Below are 18,162 nucleotides of genomic sequence, written 5' to 3' on the forward strand. Positions count from 1 at the left end.
ATTAGGCATCAAATTGCTATTTTTATTCTTGGTAATTAAAATGGTATGATTAAAAAATATACAATACAAAAATCACCTTTCGTGGTTCCTACTAACGATGGGAAATTAATTGAGGAACATTTTGGTAATGCCGCTGATGGTAACCAAAAAATAAGTATTGCACATATGGTGGCGCCATCGGGTTGGAGTGAACCTTTTCAGACTCCAGAATTCGATGAATTTACATATATCATTAAAGGAAGAAAACAATTTATTATAGAAGGTGAGACCATAATATTAGAGGCGGGACAGTCTATAAAAATTGAGAAAAATGTTAGAGTTCAGTATTCAAATCCCTTTGATGAGGAGTGTGAGTACTTGGCAGTATGTACACCCGCTTTTTCAATAGATTTAGTAAATAGAGAAGAATGAGTGTACAACCTTTTCATATAGCCATACCAGTTCATAATCTTCGTGAGTGCAGAATTTTTTATCGTGATGTTTTAGAATGTGAAGAAGGAAGAAGTGCTGAACATTGGGTTGATTTTAATTTATTTGGACATCAATTGGTGATTCATTATAAACCGAAATCTGAAACCGATTTGCATGTCAATCCTGTTGATGGAAAAAATGTTCCGGTACCACATTATGGTGTTGTATTAGATTGGAATCAATTTCATGCTTTTGCAGATGATCTTAAATCTAAAGGTATTGAATTTATAATAGAACCCTACATACGATTTAAAGGAGAAGTTGGTGAGCAAGCCACGATGTTCTTTTTAGATCCAGCCGGTAATGCTTTAGAGTTTAAAGCATTCAAAGACAGGTCTCAATTGTTTGCAAAATAGAGAGCTAGTGGAAGATTTAAAAGTAATAACCGACCCAAGAGTTACAGCTGTTTTTGAAAATTACCCTGCTGTGGTAAAAAAGAGAATGATGCACCTTAGAGCTTTAATTATTGAATCAGCTCAAGAGCTCGAAGGAGTGTCAAGTTTGGAAGAGACCTTAAAATGGGGAGAACCAAGTTATTTAACAACTAAAGGAAGTACACTTAGAATAGATTGGAAAGCAAAATCTCCTCAGCAATATGCGATGTACTTTCAATGTACCAGTAAATTAGTGCCAACTTTTAAATTTATATATAAGAATACATTTAATTTTGAAGGTAGCAGAGCGATCATTTTTCAAATTAAAGATAAACCCCCTGAAGAGGAGTTGAAAAACTGTATAAGGACTACGTTACGGTATCATAAGATAAAACACTTACCAACACTGGGTATGTAGTTAAATTTTTCCTAAATAATTACAAATTAACATTTTAACAAGGTATTTATTGGTAGATTTAAATACCAAATCTACTATTATGATCATTAGAGTTTTCCTATTAATTTCACTATTCTCATTATCGTTTACTAACTTCGCTCAAAGCATTTCAGCGAATTATGAGCCTTCTAAAAAATTCCCTTTTGGGAAAATAAACCCTAACGCTCCAGAGCAACTTAAAGATTATGACGCTTTAATTGGAATTTGCGATTGTAAATCGGAAGTAAGAAAAAAAGATAAATCATGGGCAGCGCCTATTGATATGACTTGGAAATTTAAATATATAATGAACGGGATGGCTGTTCAAGATGAAACTACTAAATCTGATGGTAGTAGTTCTGGAAGTATTCGTCAATATAGTCAAGATAGTGCTCGTTGGTATGTGCATTATTATACTACGAAATCTATTGCTAGCAGATTATCGGCCTGGGAAGGGAATAAAAAAGGAGATAATATTGTCTTATATAATGAACAAAAAGCACCAAACGGTATGGATGGATATTACCGTTTAACTTTTTCTAATATTTCTGATAAAGGATTTAACTGGATGGGTGAGTGGGTTACAAAAGATGAAACTTTTGCCTATGCCACCTGGAAAATTAGTTGTCTAAAAAGAGAGGACTGATATTCAGTAGTTTGTCGATGTTAAATATTTATTAAATAATAAATCCTTAACACTTAATAACATTTTCATGTTTACATTTGATATACATTTAATGCTATGGTTATGAGATTAATTATTGAATTAATAATTTATATTTTATCTGTTGTCTTTTAATCTTTATTAGGTTAGTCTCTGCTTTCACAAGCCAATAAAGTATTTTTCAAAAGCATCGCGATGGTCATTGGCCCCACGCCACCAGGAACTGGTGTGATAAAACTAGATTTTTTGCTCACTTCTTCGAATGCAACATCTCCAACTAATCGATAGCCTCTTTTTCTTGAAAGATCATCAATACGAGTAATTCCAACATCGATTACTGTTACACCTTCTTTAACCATATCGGCTTTTAGAAATTCAGGAATTCCTAATGCCGCAACAATAATATCAGCTTGGCGTGTAATTTCAGGTAGGTTTTTCGTACGGCTGTGTGTTAACGTAACCGTTGCATTTCCCTGCTTACGTTTTTGGGCTAGTAAAATACTCATAGGTTCACCCACAATATGACTTCTACCAATAACAACTACATGTTTACCACTTGTTTCAACATCATAGCGCTCTAATAATTCTAATATACCAAATGGAGTAGCTGGCAAAAAAGTAGGTAAATTTAAAGCCATCTTACCTACATTCATAGGATGAAACCCATCTACATCTTTATCTGGATTAACAGCCATTGTGATTTTCAATTCATCAATATGCTTTGGTAGTGGTAACTGAACAATAAATCCATCAATGGCATCATTAGTATTTAGTTTTTCAATTTCTACTAATAATTCATCTTCAGAGATTGTATCTTCTAGTTTTACTAACGTTGATTCAAACCCAATACGCTCACAGGCCTTAACTTTACTATTAACGTAGGTCATACTTGCGCCATCATTACCAACTAAAACAGCGGCAAGATGTGGCGTTTTTTTTCCTTCAGCTTTACGTTTTGCAACGGCTTCGGTGAGTTCGTCTTTAATTGCGTTTGAGGTTGATTTTCCGTCAAGTAGAATCATTGTATAAAATTTATAATTAAAAAAGGCTACTTAAGTAAGTAGCCAATTGTTTTATCTTCCCATGCCTTTCATCATTTGCATCATACGTTTACCGCCACCACCTTGCATCATCTTCATCATTTTGCTCATTTGGTCAAACTGCTTCATAAGCTGATTGACTTCTTGAACTGATGTGCCAGAGCCTTTGGCGATACGCTTTTTTCTGCTAGAATTTATAGTTGAAGGTTTACTTCTTTCTGATGGTGTCATAGAGTGAATAATAGCCTCTATTCCCTTAAAAGCATCATCATCAATATCAACATCTTTCATTGCTTTACCAACTCCGGGGATCATTCCAACTAAGTCTTTCATATTCCCCATTTTTTTGATTTGCTGAATTTGTTTTAAGAAATCATCAAAACCAAATTGATTTTTAGCAATCTTCTTTTGTAGTTTACGGGCTTCCTGCTCATCAAACTGTTCTTGAGCTCTTTCTACTAAAGACACCACATCTCCCATTCCAAGAATACGATCGGCCATACGATCAGGATGAAAAACATCTATGGCTTCCATTTTCTCTCCGGTACCTATAAATTTTATAGGTTTATCAACTACTGATTTTATTGATAAAGCAGCACCACCACGAGTATCACCGTCTAATTTTGTTAATACTACCCCTTCGAAATTTAGAATGTCATTAAATGCTTTTGCGGTATTCACAGCATCTTGACCCGTCATTGAATCTACAACAAATAAAGTCTCTTGCGGATTTACGGCTTTGTGAATATTTGAGATTTCGGTCATCATCTCATTATCAACCGCTAAACGACCAGCGGTATCAATAATAACTACATTTTTGCCATTGGAGTTGGCATATTTTATTGCGTTTTGGGAGATTTCAACAGGATTTTGATTTCCTTCTTCAGCATATACTTCAACACCTATTTGTTCACCAACTACTTTTAACTGATTAATTGCGGCAGGTCGGTAAACATCACAACCAACTAATAAAACTTGCTTTGTTTTTTTATTTTTAAGGTAATTTGCCAGTTTCCCTGAAAAGGTAGTTTTACCAGAACCTTGTAAACCAGACATTAAAATTACTGTTGGAGAGCCGCCAAGGTTAATACCAACGGTTTCACCACCCATTAATTCAGTAAGCTCGTCTTTTACGATCTTTACTAATAATTGACCAGGATTTAAGGTAGTTAATACGTCTTGCCCTAACGCTTTCTCTTTTACACGATTGGTAAAGTCTTTGGCTATTTTATAGTTAACATCAGCATCTAAAAGTGCTCTACGAACTTCTTTTAAAGTCTCAGCAACGTTTATTTCTGTAATTTTTCCATGCCCTTTTAAAACATGAAAGGCTTTATCTAATTTATCACTTAAATTATTAAACATAATCTCGCGTCATTTTTAGTAAGTGGCAAAGATAATGATTTGTGAGAAGAAAATTTAGTTGAAAAAGAGTGTTTTTACAATTATCTCAGCGGCCTTTTTACTGCCTTTTACAGAAGGGTGAAAACCATCAATTCCGTAATAAGAATGGTCATTGGTTTCATCAAAATACGCTTTCCAAAATTTACCAACCGGTGCGAGTAAGGCATTATTCTTATTGGCGGCATCGGTATGATTTTTTATAACACCATCAAAGGTCTTGTAATAATGTGTTGAGGGCCATACCATAAAGTAAACTAACTGTGTATTATTCTCTTGACATAATTTCTTTAGTTTTTCACCAAATTCTATTAAGCTACTTCTTCCATAGGCCTGTGAAGAAGGGCCTTGTTGAATGATTACATAATCGAATTGATTTTTTTTTATAAGTTTTTGTACTTTTCCATCATTCCAATGATCTTCAAGACCGTAGTTTGGAAAAGCAATCATTTTTGTTTTTACCGTTTTACCTTTTTTGCTTGCTTCTTCTTTCACAAGGCTTGGAAGATCATTTGTGTAGGTAAGACTATTTCCTATAAAAAGAATACGCTCTTTTGATTTCGATTGCGAAAACATGAAATTAAATACTAGAACTGCCGCTATCAAAGTAATTCTCTTGAACATAGTATTTGTACAAAGATTCACATCAAAAATAACCATTTAATACTAAATGAATTTAGAACTAAAGACTAATCGAATTGCTTTATCAACTTATAAGAAAACCCTCTATCATTTTCTCCTAATACGAATACCTGTAACTCATTTTTATTGAGTTGTTTATATTGTACTTTCTTCGGAAAATCGTGTTCCAAATTTTCAAAAGAAATAAGTTCTTTTTTAGAAGTATTTAAGATGAAAGGAATCCCTTTACCTTGATTTTGATTTAAAACAGTTGCAGTATATACTATATTTTTGTTTTCAAATTTTATTTCTAATCTTTCCGATACCCTTTTTCCTCCATCTTTTATTTTGTAAGCTTTGCCTGTTAAATGAGCATCAGATTTTTTCCATTCTTCATAACTTTCTTTATGTTCTACTTTCCAAATTCCTATTAAAAAGTTTACCTTTTCTAATTCTTTATTTTGAGCACAAGCACAAAAAAGGACTAATAATGAAATAATACAGCTTAATCTAAAATTTCTCATGTTACACTAGTTTGTACAAACTTATTGGTAAAATGAAGTAAAGTATTGTACAAAACCGACAACTATTTTTTTAGGAATAAATTGGCCATATTTTCTTCGAAGAACTTATAGTTTGTGGGTAATTCTCCGGTAAACTCTTTAAAATTCTTGATAAAATGTGCTTGATCGTAAAATCCCGTTTGATAGTATATATCTCCCCAATCAATAGTTTCTTCTCTGATGAGTTTAAAAATGTTAGAAAAACGAATGATGCGCGTATAAAATTTAGGAGACAATCCGATTTTAGATTTAAAGTAACGCTCTAAGCTGCGTTCGCTAATGCCAATATTTTCTCGAGCAATTTTTAAATCGATGTTTCCTTTTCTTTCTATTATTTGTTTAACAATTTTTTGACCTCTATGCCCTTTAAAAGTAGTTAAATTAATCGCTAGCCAATTTTCAATTAGTTTAATTTTATCTTCAAAAGATTCTGAACTTATTGCAATGTTTTTTAATGGCGATAATTTTTTAAGGACCTCATCAGGAATTTCAATTACCTTATCGGTTAAAGATGACATTTCGATAGTTAAAAAAAGGGGAACTGCCCAAGGTTGTAACTTTAGGGCAAAAATTTTGGACATTCCTGTGTTTTCCAAAAAAAAGAAGTTTCGAATTTGGCCCGCCAGAAGATAACGAGATTGTATTTCCCATTTTCCATTAATATGTATCCTATATGGATCACCAAAGTGAAAAATTAGCTCGGGATAACCATCAGGAACTATTTTCTCTTTATGTACCTCAGTGTTCTCGCTGTAAACTTGCCAATAACTCTTTATAATATTCGAGAATTTACCTTTTGTCTTTTTTTGATGATAGATATTATCCATAAATTTGAGAGTTCACCAATTTAAAAGATTAAATTTACTTTATGTCTAAGCAAGAAGCAAATGCATATATTTTAGGTACCGAAAAAGAAGAATTACATCGTTTAGGATTGCAACATCAAGTTTGGTCTAGCGAGGCCATTAAAGGATGGGACTTAGCAGGATTTTCAGCAGGACAAACCTTATTAGATTTGGGTTGTGGCCCTGGGTTTTGCACTACAGAATTAGCATATATAACCGGAACTAAAGGAAAAGTTATTGGCGTTGATAAATCTGCTCATTTTATTGATTTCTTAAATAAAGTAACAGAAAGCTTCGGATTAAACATAGAAACTCAATGCTGTGATTTTGATGCTATGCAACTTGAAGATAATAGCCTTGATGGCGTATACGATCGCTGGGCACTTGCATGGGTTTCAAACCCTAAAGTAGTACTCAATAAATTAAATAAAGCCTTGAGAAAGGGTGGAGTAGTGGTAACACAAGAGTATTTTGATTGGTCTACCTTACAATCTGAACCTCATATTCCTGCATTGGCAAAAGGAATTGCCGCTGCATTAAAAAGCTTAAAAGAACAAAATGGAGAGATCGACGTAGGCAGAAACTTACCGGTTTATTTCAAAGAATGTGGATACGAGGTGATCAGCATGCGACCATTAACTAAAATGGCAACACCAAAAGAGTTTACCTGGCATTGGCCGAAAAGTTTTTTTCATATTTATTTTCCGAAATTAGTAAGCTCTGGGTATTTAACCAATCAAGAAGTAAAAGCAGCATTAGCTGCTTTTGCCGAACTTGAAAAAGAACCAGGAGCAACTATTTTTTGCCCTGCAATGCGTGAAGTAATTGCTCGAAAGATCTAACTTGATGTCTAGTTGTAACTAAAACTAATAGTTTTGTTTTAAAGAATTTGTGTGATGCTCGGTATGATGGGCGGTCCACATTACGATTTCACGAACAGGCATTTTTCCCATTAAAGGATGAGGTAAGATAAGGTTGTCTAAATTTTTATCCTTCCATTTGTTGGTCTTATGTTGTAATTTTTTATTTTGAATTTTTAGAGTAGTGAGAAGATGTTCTTTTTCTTTTAGTGTTGGTGTTTTTAAATTACTGTTAAAGTCTCTTGCTCGGTCTAGATTTGCAGTTAGCTTTTCCTGATAACGATTAGCCACGGCTGAATAATCTCTCAATTCTCTATTTGAAGTGCCGTATTTATATTTTAACAGAAACGAAGGAAAGCTCATGGCATGATTTAATAGTTTGATACTGTTTAATAGATGAAGCACATGTTGCCCGGTTGTCCATTTTCCTTGCGGTCCTTCTGTCCATTTTTCTTCGGGTTGATTTTCAATCCAATCAAAAAGATCTTGATGTTTCTCTTCCAATAATTCGGTTATCGCTTTTTTATCCATATGCTAATGAATTTGTTTTTAAAGATATAAAAAATGAAAACTTATAAAAACTGAATCTATTTTAATGCTGCTATTATCTCGTAAATTGAAGCAATATGATGATCATCATGCTCTGCTGTAAAAAAAGCCATATCTACAGCTTTCATAGGCACATTTAATCGAGGATGTGTGGCTACAAACAATTGAGCGCCATCGTCTAAATTTTTTAAAGAACTTGTAAATTCATCCCTTTTCAATCTAAACTCATCGATTAGATCTCTTACTAATTTATCGTTATGATTGGCTGCATAGGTTTTCTTATTACTCATATCGGCGGCTCTTAGAATAGTCTTCCTCTCCATAAAATCTTGCACTCTACCTGAATGGAGTTCCTCAAGATCAATTAAATGTCCAATATGTTCTTTTATACTCCATTTATCTTTTAGCTTTAGACTAAGTTGCTCATTTGAGAGGTGCTCCGTCAAGCCGTTTAATCTAACTGAAGTGCCATCCAGCCGAGTTAAAATATTGAATAACCAACCAGCCGGAATCCCCAAATTAAATGTTCTATTTACCCAGTTCGTACGTTGCATATATTTTAATTTTATTATAGTTCGTCTGTAAAATACCCTCGGTGTTTTTCTTGACTAAATTTTTCTTTATTATAGGCATCAGATTGATTTCTTGGAACCGATAAACTTTTCCAATTCGCACCTTTTAACAATTTTCCTAAAAAAACTATTTGACCAATATGAAATGAATAATGACAAAGCTGTCTATTAATGGCTTCAGTTACAGTATGTCCAATATTTCTTATGTAAATAATCCTGCTTAAATCTTCCGCTTTTAGTGAATTAATGATAGAAAACAAACAGTGCCAACCAGATTCCCAATACGCAATTATTTCTTCCTTTGTGTTAAATGAATTTATAAACTCTTGATCTCTATTTCTCCAGCTTTTCTCTCCATCTTCGGTATAAAAATTGGTCCATCGACTTCGCATATTTCCAGCAATGTGTTTTACGATAATTGCAATTGAATTATCGCTTTCATTGCTTTGCCAAAATAGCTGATCTTCATTTAATTGCTCAAAAGTCTTATCTCCTAAACTTTTATAATAATTAAATTGTTTTTGAATACTGATGATGTAATTTTCTTCCATAAAAAAAGAGTTCTTGATAAGATCAAGAACTCTAAATTTAATGAAATTTATCCAAAAACTTACTCTGATTTTACAAACTTAATTGAACTTGTATTTACGCAATAACGTTTACCGGTAGTTTCTTTTGGCCCATCATCAAAAATATGCCCTAAGTGGCCGTCACATCTTGCACAAGTAATTTCGGTACGCCTCATTCCAAGACTATAGTCTGGTGTAAATATTATGGTGCCTTCAATAGCATCGTCAAACGAGGGCCATCCGCAATGTGATTCATATTTACTGTTCGATTCAAATAATTGTAAGTCACAAGCACGACAATGATATGTGCCTTTTTCGAAATGCTTTGTGTAACCAACATTACCTGGTCTATCGGTTCCTTTTTGTCTTAAAACATAATATTCTTGTGGTGAGAGAATGGCTTTCCATTCTGCTTCTGTTTTAACCACTTTTTCTATATTTTTTTTCATGGTTTTCTTTGTTGACTTCTTTGAATTCTTGTTCTGAGCATTTGTCGAACAGCTAAAAAGTAATAGGGTAAGAGATACAAATAGTAAACGCTTCATTATTTAGGTTTTAAAAACTTAATTATTCTGTTGATCACTTCTTGATCACGTAAAATTTTTCGATGACCCAACCCGTTTGAAATAACTACGGTGCCATGTCGTAAATTTTGACGCAATTTAAAAGCACTACTTACATCAACATCTGTATCTTTCATATCGTGCAAAACTAAAACCGGAATATTTATTTTCTTAGCAATTTGATTTCCTGAGATTGCTTCTATATTCGTGTTGAGTGAAGACTTAATATAATTTTTTATTCCGTTCGCGGTTTTCTGTTTCAATGCTAATTTTTTGGAAAATTCATCAATAACAATATTTAAAGAACCTTCTTGACCTATGGAAACAATCTTTTCAAATAGTGGCTTTGATGCCTGAGCATTTAACAAAGTCATTGCACCAAATGAATGACCAATCCCAAACTGAAATGGGCCATAATGTTCAGCGATGTATTTTGTAACGGCCATGCTTTCGGCTAAACTTGTGGCTTTTCCATTTGATTGCCCATGAGCTATAGCATCAAAGGCAATAACCATCATACCATTTTCTAATAATTTATCAGCTATTTCATAGAGTTGCGTTCCACGCCCCGACCAGCCATGAGCTAATAATACTTTAGTTTTTGAAAACCCATACTCATATAGCATAACTTCATGTTCTATTCCAGGAATCTTCACTAGAATATTTTTAGCACTCTTGCGCATCATCAATTCACGCTCTGGTGTTTTGAATTTTGAAGGTGTAATGAATAATTTATAGGCAAACTTTGAAGCCAATGAATTCGATATAAACTGATAAAATTTTGCTCGCTGAATAATCGAACTCGGGAACTTAAATGCTTCTTTTGGAACGGAATTTGATTTTTGATTCATAGACACTAATTTATGCAAAATTTGTATATTTACGAGTAACAAAAAACGAATAGTAATATGAAAAAAGTAACTTCACTTAGTCTGGTTTTTTTATTTCTCTTAAGTTGTAGTACAGTGCCGATTACAGGGAGAAAACAATTTAGCTTAGTTAGCGATGCTCAGATATTGCCTATGGCATTTCAACAATATCAGGGATTTCTAGATCAGAATAAGGTATCATCCAACTCAGAAATGACCAATCAAGTAAAAACTATTGGTAAAAGGATAGCTGGTGCTGTAGATCGTTATATGCGCGCTAACAACATGGCAGATAAAGCAGATGCTTACCGCTGGGAATTTAATTTAATTGATGATAAAACAGTAAATGCCTGGGCGATGCCAGGCGGCAAAGTGGTTTTTTATACAGGCATCATGCCTATAGCAAAGAATGAAGACGGCGTAGCGGCTATTATGGGACATGAGGTAGCACATGCATTTGCTAGACATGGAGCAGAACGTATGTCTACAGGAATGTTAGCTCAAGTTGGTGGTTTGGGAGTTGCATTAGCAACTGGTAATAAAGACCCAAAAACACAACAAATGTGGATGACCGCTTATGGTATCGGGTCACAGTTGGGGCAATTAAAGTTTAGTAGAACGCACGAAACAGAGGCTGATAAATTAGGCGTTGTGTTTATGATTATGGCTGGTTATAATCCGGCTGAATCTGTGAACGTATGGATACGTATGAGCAAAAGAGCAGGAGCGCAACAAGCGCCACCAGAATTTTTGAGCACACATCCGTCAAATCAAACACGTATTAAGCATTTAACCGAATGGATACCTCAAGCAAAAGTAATTGCTAAAAGATTGAATGCTCAAACGATGGCAAATTGATATTTAAATAAATTAGTACATTGTAAGCCGTTCTACAATAGAACGGCTTTTTTAATTTAACTAACCAACCATGCTAAAACGAGGAGATAAGAAGCTCATTAATGCCTGGGCATTTTATGACTGGGCAAATTCGGTATATTCTTTAGTAATTTCTACAGCTGTTTTTCCAATATATTACGGAGTTGTTACAGAACAATTTGATAAGGTTTCTTTTTTAGGAAGCTTATGGACGCCTATAACTTTATATGATTATGCTCTGTCATTTTCTTTTTTGATTGTAGCTTTTATTTCTCCAATTCTCTCTGGAATAGCCGATTATACAGGTAACAAACTTAAATTCTTAAAAGTATTTTGTTGGGTTGGAGCATTATCGGTAATGAGCTTGTTCTTTTTTAAAGATGTTGATTCTCTTTGGGTGGGAATCTTGTTTACTATTTTAGCAAGCATTGGCTTTTGGGGAAGTATTGTTTTTTATAATTCATATCTCCCCGAAGTTGCACTTCCTGAGCAACAAGATAAAGCTAGTGCTAAAGGATTTATTTATGGTTATGTAGGCTCAGTACTTTTATTGCTTTTCAATTTAGTAATGATTCAAAAACCTGAGTGGTTTGGCTTTACTGATGCAGCTATGCCTTCACGATTGACTTTTGTATTAGTAGGAATTTGGTGGCTTGGTTTTGCGCATATTACATTTAGAAAATTACCAAACAATGTGTATAACAAAAAACCTGAAAAAGACTATATATGGAAAGGATTTAGAGAATTAAAAATTGTTTATAAAGAGTTAGTAAACTATCCACAATTAAAAACATTTTTAATATCATTTTTCCTTTTTAGTGTCGGTGTACAAACTATTATTTTAATGGCGGGTATCTTTGGTAGTCAAGAACTTGGTTTACCCACTGCGGATTTAATCGCAGCTATTTTATTGGTTCAGATTGTTGCTATTTTAGGTGCTTTTATATTTTCTAGATTAACTGATAAAATTGGTAATATAGCTTCTTTAAAAATTACAATAGCCATTTGGGGCTTGGTATGTTTTGTAGCATTTATGATTAATAAGCAAAGCGAAAGTATTGCAATTCAGTTTTATTCTTTGGCGGGCTTAATTGGATTGGTTATGGGAGCTATCCAATCTTTATCGCGGTCGACATATTCTAAACTCTTACCCGAGACGCAAGATCATGCTACTTATTTTAGTTTTTATGATGTAACCGAAAAAATAGCTATTGTATTAGGAACCTTTGTTTTTGGGGCTTTAATTGCATTAACAGGCTCAATGCAATATAGTGTTTTGCTCTTGGCGGTTTTCTTTTTGGCCTCATTTATTGTCTTAAGCTATGTTAAGAAGACAAAGTATGTACAATAAAAACGGTCAGCTAAAAACAAAAGTTCTTAACTGACCTAAGGCAATTTAAATTTCCACTAAAAACTACCTTTTTCTATTTCTTCTGCCTCTAGTTTGGCCTTTATTGCTGCTTTCGAAGTTAAAAGATCGATTACCTCTTTTGAAGTCATTACTACCTGAGCGACGCCTACCACCACCGAAACCACCACGTTTTCTGCCTCGGTTCTGTTGTTTTTGCTTTTTGGTAACTTCAACGATTACTCCTCTTCCTTCAAACTCACTATTTCTAAACGATTTTAAAACGCTTTCTTCAAAGCTTTTATCAATTTCAAAAAATGAAAAATTCTTAAGAATTTCAATCTGACCAATTTCTACGTCTCGTTTTTTAAGATTTTCATTTATAAGTCCTATTAATCTAGCCGGATTTAATTTATCGATCTTTCCTAAATTAATATAGAAGCGAGTGAAGTTTTCATCACCACTTCTTCTTCGTTCTTTAGAGGTGTCACCATTTAAGTCTTGAGCATCTTCATAATAAGACAAGAATTGATTAAACTCTATTGAGACAAATTTACGTATAAGCTCTTCGCGATCAAGGCCTTCTAATTTCGCATATATTCCTTCGAGATATCCAGATATCTGGCTATCATTCACCTCAACATCTTTAACCTTTTCAATTAGTTTGAAGAGTTGCTTTTCACAGATTTCTTTTCCGTTAGGTACTTGCTTTGCAACAAATTTCTTACCTATCTTTTTTTCAATTGGCGAGAGTTTTCTTTTCTCACCATTAGTAACTATGGCTATTGAGATACCTTTATTGCCTGCTCTACCGGTTCTACCACTACGATGTGTATAAGATTCTGCCTCATCGGGTAGTTTATAATTAATAACATGTGTCAAGTTATTTACATCTAGTCCGCGTGCGGCAACATCGGTAGCAACAAGAATCTGCAGATGTTTATTTCTAAACTTTTCCATAACGATATCGCGCTGTGCCTGTGATAGATCACCGTGTAAAGCATCGGCGTTATAACCATCAGCAATAAGTTTAGCCGAAACATCCTTTGTTTCTCTACGTGTTCTACAAAAAACGATACCATAGATATCTGGATTGATATCTGCTAAACGTTTTAAAGCAGGATATCTATTGCGTTCTGAAACTAAATAGAACTCATGCGAAACATTATCAGAACCCGAATTACGCTTGCCTGCATCAATCTCAACAGGGTTGTTCATATAATTCTTTGCAATGGCATTTACTTCTCTTGGAAAAGTAGCCGAAAACAATAATGTTTGCTTGCTATCTGGGGTTACTTCTAAAACCTTATCAAGATCTTCCTTAAAACCCATGTTAAGCATTTCATCGGCTTCATCTAATACCACCCATCTTATATTACTTAACTTTAATTTTTTACGCTTAATAAGATCAACGGTTCTGCCCGGAGTACCTACAACGATCTGTGCACCTTTTTTTAGCCCTCTAATTTGTTTTTCGATATCAGAACCGCCGTAAACTGTTATTACGTTTAAGTTCTTCAAATTCTTAGAGAATTCTTCGATGTTTTTACCAATTTGAATGGCCAATTCTCGAGTAGGAGATAAGATAATTGCTTGTGTTTCTTTAGAAGTTGTATCCACCTGTTCGATAATAGGTAAGCTGAAAGCAGCAGTTTTACCGGTACCCGTTTGAGCAAAAGCCTTTAGGTCATCAGGTGACATTAAAATTTGTGGAATTGTTTTCTCCTGAATAGGAGTTGGTTGTTCATACCCTAGATCGTCTAGAGCAGAAACGATTACTTGGCTTAAGCCAAGTTCATTAAATTGAGACATATATATATTTTATCAAACTAAGGCTCCGAAATAAAATGCCGACAGCAGATAAATAAGCCTCTTGTTTATGAGCCTGCAAAAGTACGTTAAATAAATGTAACTAATGCCATAGCCCTTACTTTTCTAATTTCTTAAGTTGATACTCAATGTTTCTACTTGAAAGATGTGTGAAATTATTCACTACGGTACTTTCTTTATTTAAAAGAATTGCTCTTGAGTAATCAATAAACAGCCAATCGTTTTTATCAGATTTATCTAGTAAGAATTGAGTTTTATCCTTTAGTTTATAAGATTTAATATTATGTTTCCAGTCTTTAGATGTTTTTACAGCGTTAACCCCTATAAATTGTACGTCAGGATATTTATTGCTTAGATATTTCACACGTCTAACCATATTATCCATTTGTCGATAGCTCTTAGGCCAGAAATAGATAACAGAAGTTGATCCTTTAACCACATCGTTAATTGAAATTTTATTATTGAAAGAGTTCAATACTACGAGTTCCGGTAAGTTTGAATTCTTTGGTAGAGTCTCCTTAGCTTTTATTGTTAATTCTATATTCTTTCGAAGTTTCTCATTGCTGCAATTATCAAAGAATATTTTGTGTGCCTTATCAACTTGTTCTTCAGGTAAATAACTGCTTAATGCAACATTCCAAATACCTTCATCTAAAAGTCTGTTCTTTAAATCTTCATTCTTAACATTATCTGCCACTGCTTGCAAAAAATTCACCGTCATTGGTTCTTTTTTGTCGCTTAAAACTTCTTTCTCATAACTCAAATGGTATAAATAAGTTTTAATATAATCATGAAAAACATATAAGTTATGGAGTTCTTTATCTTTTAAGTTTAATTTTTTTCTAAACTTATAAAACCTTGGGTGCATGTGTGGATGCTCCTTAAGTTTCATTGCTTTTCCATGTCGATATGGATACGCTTCTTTTTTTGTATACAACGGAAGCTCGATAATTGCGTTTATATATTTATCAAATAAGGGCGATTCTTCAGGATGCTCTATTTTAAAATTTGCAAAAAGTTGCTGTTTTTCTTTTAATAATGAATCAACCTTAATATTGAATAAGCTATCGTTTAAGGTATAATAATTATAAAAAAGCTTATCTTCTTTTTCATTGATTAAAAAGAGGTTGATCATTAGATTATTTTTATCAGCCCCTTTACCACTATAAACTAGCGACTCGTCAAAATCCCAAGTATTTAAGCGCATTAATAAGCTATCTGTTGGTTCAAGAAATACAAATTGTACCTCTGGGCCATGCATAAAAGTATATACGCCTTCTTTTATAGAATCGAATTTAAATTTAAATTTATTCTTTGCAGATAATTTGGCAGAATCTAAAAGCTGTTCACCTTTATAGAAAAAGACTTTAGAATCTTTTGGGTTAATGATTTTACCACCAAAGTATGTAGCCTCGGTTAGATGCTTGTCGCCAACGCAAGCAGAAAGTAAAACAAGTATTAGTAATAGTAATTTATATTTCAATAGCGGTTTCATTAAAATTCTCGCAAAACTAGCATAATCCATTCAACAAAACAAAAGTAGCTATCTGGCTAGTGCAATCCTGTTAATTAGATGTTAAAATATAAGCCTAATTATAGTTAAAAAATGCGCTATTTCATTACTTTTGCCAAAATTTTCAAAAAGACAGTATGTTATCAGTTTCAAACTTATCCGTACAATTCGGGAAGCGCATTTTATTCGATGAAGTAAATACCGTTTTTACTAAGGGCAATTGTTACGGCATCATTGGTGCTAATGGGGCAGGGAAATCTACCTTTCTAAAAATATTATCGGGAGTACAAGAACCGACTTCAGGAACTGTTAATTTAGAACCTGGTAAGCGTATGTCTGTACTTTCACAAGATCACTTTGCTTATGATGACTTTCCAGTATTGGAAACTGTTTTAAAGGGGAATAAACCTTTATATGAGGTTAAAACTGAGATGGATAAATTGTATGCTGATTATTCTGACGAAAATGCCGATAGGATTGGAGAGTTGCAAGTGCAATATGAAGAAATGAATGGGTGGAATGCAGAAAGTGATGCTGCTGCTTTATTATCTAATTTAGATATTAAAGAAGGTATGCATTATACTTTGATGTCTGATCTCGATGGAAAATCAAAGGTAAGGGTATTACTAGCCCAGGCCTTATTTGGAAATCCTGATGTATTGATAATGGATGAGCCAACCAATGATCTTGACTATGAAACAATTGCTTGGTTGGAGCATTTTTTAGCGAATTATGATAATACTGTTATTGTAGTATCTCACGACCGTCACTTTTTAGATGCGGTTTGTACACATATATCTGATATTGATTTTGGTAAAATAAATCATTATTCTGGTAATTATACTTTTTGGTACGAGTCGAGTCAGTTGGCTGCACGACAAAGAGCCCAGCAAAATAAAAAAGCCGAAGAAAAGAAAAAGGAATTAGAAGAGTTTATTCGTCGTTTTTCTGCAAACGTAGCTAAATCTAAACAAGCTACTAGTAGAAAGAAGATGATAGAAAAGCTAAACATAGAAGATATTCGTCCATCTAGTAGACGTTATCCGGCGATTATTTTTGATCGTGATCGTGAAGCTGGAGACCAAATTTTAAATGTTGAGGGATTGAGCAAAACATTAGATGGAGAATTATTGTTTAAAGACATTCATATAAACTTGACCAAAGGAGATAAGGTGGTTGTCTTTTCAAGAAACTCCAAAGCGGTAACTGCCTTTTATGAAGTTATAAATGATAAAATAAAAGCTGATTCAGGAAAATATGCTTGGGGTGTAACAACTTCGCAGGCATATTTACCATTAGATAATTCTGAATTCTTTACTGGTGATTTAACATTAGTTGATTGGCTAAGACAATGGGCTACAACAGAAGAAGAACGTGAAGAGGTTTATATTAGAGGCTTTTTGGGTAAGATGATCTTTAGTGGTGAAGAAGCCTTAAAAAAGTGTGATGTATTGTCTGGAGGTGAAAAGGTGCGTTGTATGTTATCAAGAATGATGATGATACGAGCAAACGTTTTACTCTTAGATGAACCTACGAATCACTTAGACTTAGAGTCAATCCAAGCATTTAATAATTCATTAAAGAATTTTAAGGGGACGGTATTATTTTCTACACATGATCATGAATTCGCTCAAACCGTTGCTAATAGAATTATTGAATTGACACCAAACGGGGTTATTGACCGCTACATGACTTTTGACGAATATTTTCAAGACTCAAAAATTAAAGAATTACGCAATAAAATGTATGCATAATAAAAAAGAAGCCCAAAAGGCTTCTTTTTTTACAGAATCATATTTTATGTTAAGGTCGATCTACTTCGTAAAAACCATCTTTTAATTTTTTATAAAAAACACCTCTACACTTATAATATTTGGTGCCAGCTAAAGTAACAAGTTTACCACCTTTAGGTATAAAATTGGTTTTAGCACCTTCTGGAGCGGTTTTTAAGATGTATCTATTCTTCATTTTGGTATGCCACATACCATCAATGACATAATAGGTAATGCCTTTATGGATAACTGTTTTTTCTTCTTTTTCTGTAACTTTAATAGTCTCTTTTTGATTCTTTGATTCTACAGAAGACTGATCTTGAGCTTCTAAAGTAGTTAAGCCTAAAACAGTAAGTATTATTGTAGAAAGTATTTTAAATCTTTTCATCGTCATTCAACTTAGGTTATTTTATGGATAATAACGTG

General features: G+C 33.5%; 21 protein-coding genes. 8 read left to right on the forward strand and 13 right to left on the reverse strand.

Annotated features, from left to right (window positions below):
- Positions 1-45 precede the first annotated feature (45 nt).
- The 4 genes from AC1EUU_RS01680 (at position 46) to AC1EUU_RS01695 (ending at position 1,927) form a co-directional block, all read left to right on the forward strand.
- Entirely contained in the window at positions 46-411 is a 366-nt protein-coding gene (locus AC1EUU_RS01680; protein ID WP_480199642.1) for a cupin domain-containing protein, read from the forward strand.
- A complete protein-coding gene (locus AC1EUU_RS01685; RefSeq protein ID WP_480199643.1) occupies positions 408-827 on the forward strand; it encodes a VOC family protein in 420 nt (139 codons plus the stop codon). The genes AC1EUU_RS01680 and AC1EUU_RS01685 overlap by 4 nt, the downstream gene beginning before the upstream one ends.
- A gap of 7 nt (positions 828-834) precedes the next feature.
- Positions 835-1,263, forward strand: a complete 429-nt coding sequence (locus AC1EUU_RS01690) for a DUF1801 domain-containing protein (RefSeq protein WP_480199644.1) — start codon at positions 835-837, stop codon at positions 1,261-1,263.
- Positions 1,264-1,342: 79 nt separating this feature from the next.
- Complete coding sequence (locus AC1EUU_RS01695; protein WP_480199645.1) at positions 1,343-1,927, forward strand: hypothetical protein; 585 nt, start codon at positions 1,343-1,345, stop codon at positions 1,925-1,927.
- Positions 1,928-2,091: 164 nt separating this feature from the next.
- Here AC1EUU_RS01695 and folD read toward each other — a convergent pair whose 3' ends face one another.
- The 5 genes from folD to AC1EUU_RS01720 form a co-directional block, all read right to left on the reverse strand.
- Positions 2,092-2,967, reverse strand: a complete 876-nt coding sequence (gene folD, locus AC1EUU_RS01700) for a bifunctional methylenetetrahydrofolate dehydrogenase/methenyltetrahydrofolate cyclohydrolase FolD (protein WP_480199646.1) — start codon at positions 2,965-2,967, stop codon at positions 2,092-2,094.
- A gap of 51 nt (positions 2,968-3,018) precedes the next feature.
- A complete protein-coding gene (ffh, locus tag AC1EUU_RS01705; RefSeq protein ID WP_480199647.1) occupies positions 3,019-4,350 on the reverse strand; it encodes a signal recognition particle protein in 1,332 nt (443 codons plus the stop codon).
- Positions 4,351-4,404: 54 nt separating this feature from the next.
- Complete coding sequence (locus AC1EUU_RS01710) at positions 4,405-5,010, reverse strand: SGNH/GDSL hydrolase family protein (RefSeq protein WP_480199648.1); 606 nt, start codon at positions 5,008-5,010, stop codon at positions 4,405-4,407.
- A gap of 65 nt (positions 5,011-5,075) precedes the next feature.
- Positions 5,076-5,531: a hypothetical protein gene (locus AC1EUU_RS01715; RefSeq protein ID WP_480199649.1), complete on the reverse strand. Its 456-nt coding sequence runs from the start codon at positions 5,529-5,531 to the stop codon at positions 5,076-5,078.
- A gap of 62 nt (positions 5,532-5,593) precedes the next feature.
- Entirely contained in the window at positions 5,594-6,397 is an 804-nt protein-coding gene (locus tag AC1EUU_RS01720) for a DUF6597 domain-containing transcriptional factor (protein WP_480199650.1), read from the reverse strand.
- A gap of 41 nt (positions 6,398-6,438) precedes the next feature.
- Between AC1EUU_RS01720 and AC1EUU_RS01725 the strand changes: the two genes are divergently transcribed.
- Positions 6,439-7,257 (forward strand): methyltransferase domain-containing protein, encoded by an 819-nt coding sequence (locus AC1EUU_RS01725; RefSeq protein ID WP_480199651.1) that lies wholly within the window; start codon positions 6,439-6,441, stop codon positions 7,255-7,257.
- Positions 7,258-7,281: 24 nt separating this feature from the next.
- Here AC1EUU_RS01725 and AC1EUU_RS01730 read toward each other — a convergent pair whose 3' ends face one another.
- The 5 genes from AC1EUU_RS01730 to AC1EUU_RS01750 all read right to left on the reverse strand — a co-directional run bounded on the left by AC1EUU_RS01730 (position 7,282) and on the right by AC1EUU_RS01750 (position 10,379).
- A complete protein-coding gene (locus AC1EUU_RS01730; protein WP_480199652.1) occupies positions 7,282-7,806 on the reverse strand; it encodes a DinB family protein in 525 nt (174 codons plus the stop codon).
- A gap of 56 nt (positions 7,807-7,862) precedes the next feature.
- Positions 7,863-8,378, reverse strand: coding sequence for a DinB family protein (locus AC1EUU_RS01735; protein ID WP_480199653.1), 516 nt, complete (start codon positions 8,376-8,378; stop codon positions 7,863-7,865).
- 14 nt (positions 8,379-8,392) lie between these two features.
- A complete protein-coding gene (locus AC1EUU_RS01740; RefSeq protein WP_480199654.1) occupies positions 8,393-8,947 on the reverse strand; it encodes a DUF1572 family protein in 555 nt (184 codons plus the stop codon).
- 59 nt (positions 8,948-9,006) lie between these two features.
- Complete coding sequence (gene msrB, locus AC1EUU_RS01745; RefSeq protein WP_480199655.1) at positions 9,007-9,414, reverse strand: peptide-methionine (R)-S-oxide reductase MsrB; 408 nt, start codon at positions 9,412-9,414, stop codon at positions 9,007-9,009.
- Between the two features lie 95 nt (positions 9,415-9,509).
- Positions 9,510-10,379, reverse strand: coding sequence for an alpha/beta fold hydrolase (locus tag AC1EUU_RS01750; protein ID WP_480199656.1), 870 nt, complete (start codon positions 10,377-10,379; stop codon positions 9,510-9,512).
- 57 nt (positions 10,380-10,436) lie between these two features.
- Here AC1EUU_RS01750 and AC1EUU_RS01755 point away from each other — a divergent pair, with 57 nt between their 5' ends.
- Together AC1EUU_RS01755 and AC1EUU_RS01760 are read left to right on the forward strand one after the other, a co-directional pair.
- Positions 10,437-11,255 (forward strand): M48 family metallopeptidase, encoded by an 819-nt coding sequence (locus AC1EUU_RS01755; protein ID WP_480199657.1) that lies wholly within the window; start codon positions 10,437-10,439, stop codon positions 11,253-11,255.
- A 70-nt stretch (positions 11,256-11,325) separates the two neighbouring features.
- A complete protein-coding gene (locus AC1EUU_RS01760; protein ID WP_480199658.1) occupies positions 11,326-12,624 on the forward strand; it encodes an MFS transporter in 1,299 nt (432 codons plus the stop codon).
- 63 nt (positions 12,625-12,687) lie between these two features.
- Here the strand turns inward: AC1EUU_RS01760 and AC1EUU_RS01765 are convergent, their stop codons facing one another.
- Positions 12,688-14,433, reverse strand: a complete 1,746-nt coding sequence (locus tag AC1EUU_RS01765) for a DEAD/DEAH box helicase (protein ID WP_480199659.1) — start codon at positions 14,431-14,433, stop codon at positions 12,688-12,690.
- 115 nt (positions 14,434-14,548) lie between these two features.
- Positions 14,549-15,946 (reverse strand): TlpA family protein disulfide reductase, encoded by a 1,398-nt coding sequence (locus AC1EUU_RS01770; RefSeq protein ID WP_480199660.1) that lies wholly within the window; start codon positions 15,944-15,946, stop codon positions 14,549-14,551.
- Between the two features lie 155 nt (positions 15,947-16,101).
- Here AC1EUU_RS01770 and AC1EUU_RS01775 point away from each other — a divergent pair, with 155 nt between their 5' ends.
- The gene (locus tag AC1EUU_RS01775; RefSeq protein WP_480199661.1) at positions 16,102-17,718 is read left to right on the forward strand and encodes an ABC-F family ATP-binding cassette domain-containing protein; all 1,617 of its coding nucleotides are present in this window, start codon (positions 16,102-16,104) and stop codon (positions 17,716-17,718) included.
- 49 nt (positions 17,719-17,767) lie between these two features.
- Here the strand turns inward: AC1EUU_RS01775 and AC1EUU_RS01780 are convergent, their stop codons facing one another.
- Positions 17,768-18,124: a DUF6515 family protein gene (locus AC1EUU_RS01780; protein ID WP_480199662.1), complete on the reverse strand. Its 357-nt coding sequence runs from the start codon at positions 18,122-18,124 to the stop codon at positions 17,768-17,770.
- Between the last annotated feature and the right edge of the window lie 38 nt (positions 18,125-18,162).

The sequence above is a fragment of the Maritimimonas sp. 2205BS37-2 genome (assembly GCF_056591755.1).

Coding starts and splice junctions, on each gene's coding strand:
- AC1EUU_RS01775 (WP_480199661.1), top strand. CDS start 16,102: ATGTTATCAGTTTCAAACTTATCCGTACAATTCGGGAAGCGCATTTTA.
- AC1EUU_RS01720 (WP_480199650.1), bottom strand. CDS start 6,397: ATGGATAATATCTATCATCAAAAAAAGACAAAAGGTAAATTCTCGAAT.
- ffh (WP_480199647.1), bottom strand. CDS start 4,350: ATGTTTAATAATTTAAGTGATAAATTAGATAAAGCCTTTCATGTTTTA.
- AC1EUU_RS01715 (WP_480199649.1), bottom strand. CDS start 5,531: ATGAGAAATTTTAGATTAAGCTGTATTATTTCATTATTAGTCCTTTTT.
- AC1EUU_RS01760 (WP_480199658.1), top strand. CDS start 11,326: ATGCTAAAACGAGGAGATAAGAAGCTCATTAATGCCTGGGCATTTTAT.
- AC1EUU_RS01755 (WP_480199657.1), top strand. CDS start 10,437: ATGAAAAAAGTAACTTCACTTAGTCTGGTTTTTTTATTTCTCTTAAGT.
- AC1EUU_RS01735 (WP_480199653.1), bottom strand. CDS start 8,378: ATGCAACGTACGAACTGGGTAAATAGAACATTTAATTTGGGGATTCCG.
- AC1EUU_RS01780 (WP_480199662.1), bottom strand. CDS start 18,124: ATGAAAAGATTTAAAATACTTTCTACAATAATACTTACTGTTTTAGGC.
- msrB (WP_480199655.1), bottom strand. CDS start 9,414: ATGAAAAAAAATATAGAAAAAGTGGTTAAAACAGAAGCAGAATGGAAA.
- AC1EUU_RS01765 (WP_480199659.1), bottom strand. CDS start 14,433: ATGTCTCAATTTAATGAACTTGGCTTAAGCCAAGTAATCGTTTCTGCT.
- AC1EUU_RS01770 (WP_480199660.1), bottom strand. CDS start 15,946: ATGAAACCGCTATTGAAATATAAATTACTATTACTAATACTTGTTTTA.
- AC1EUU_RS01685 (WP_480199643.1), top strand. CDS start 408: ATGAGTGTACAACCTTTTCATATAGCCATACCAGTTCATAATCTTCGT.
- folD (WP_480199646.1), bottom strand. CDS start 2,967: ATGATTCTACTTGACGGAAAATCAACCTCAAACGCAATTAAAGACGAA.
- AC1EUU_RS01695 (WP_480199645.1), top strand. CDS start 1,343: ATGATCATTAGAGTTTTCCTATTAATTTCACTATTCTCATTATCGTTT.
- AC1EUU_RS01730 (WP_480199652.1), bottom strand. CDS start 7,806: ATGGATAAAAAAGCGATAACCGAATTATTGGAAGAGAAACATCAAGAT.
- AC1EUU_RS01710 (WP_480199648.1), bottom strand. CDS start 5,010: ATGTTCAAGAGAATTACTTTGATAGCGGCAGTTCTAGTATTTAATTTC.
- AC1EUU_RS01750 (WP_480199656.1), bottom strand. CDS start 10,379: ATGAATCAAAAATCAAATTCCGTTCCAAAAGAAGCATTTAAGTTCCCG.
- AC1EUU_RS01680 (WP_480199642.1), top strand. CDS start 46: ATGATTAAAAAATATACAATACAAAAATCACCTTTCGTGGTTCCTACT.
- AC1EUU_RS01725 (WP_480199651.1), top strand. CDS start 6,439: ATGTCTAAGCAAGAAGCAAATGCATATATTTTAGGTACCGAAAAAGAA.
- AC1EUU_RS01740 (WP_480199654.1), bottom strand. CDS start 8,947: ATGGAAGAAAATTACATCATCAGTATTCAAAAACAATTTAATTATTAT.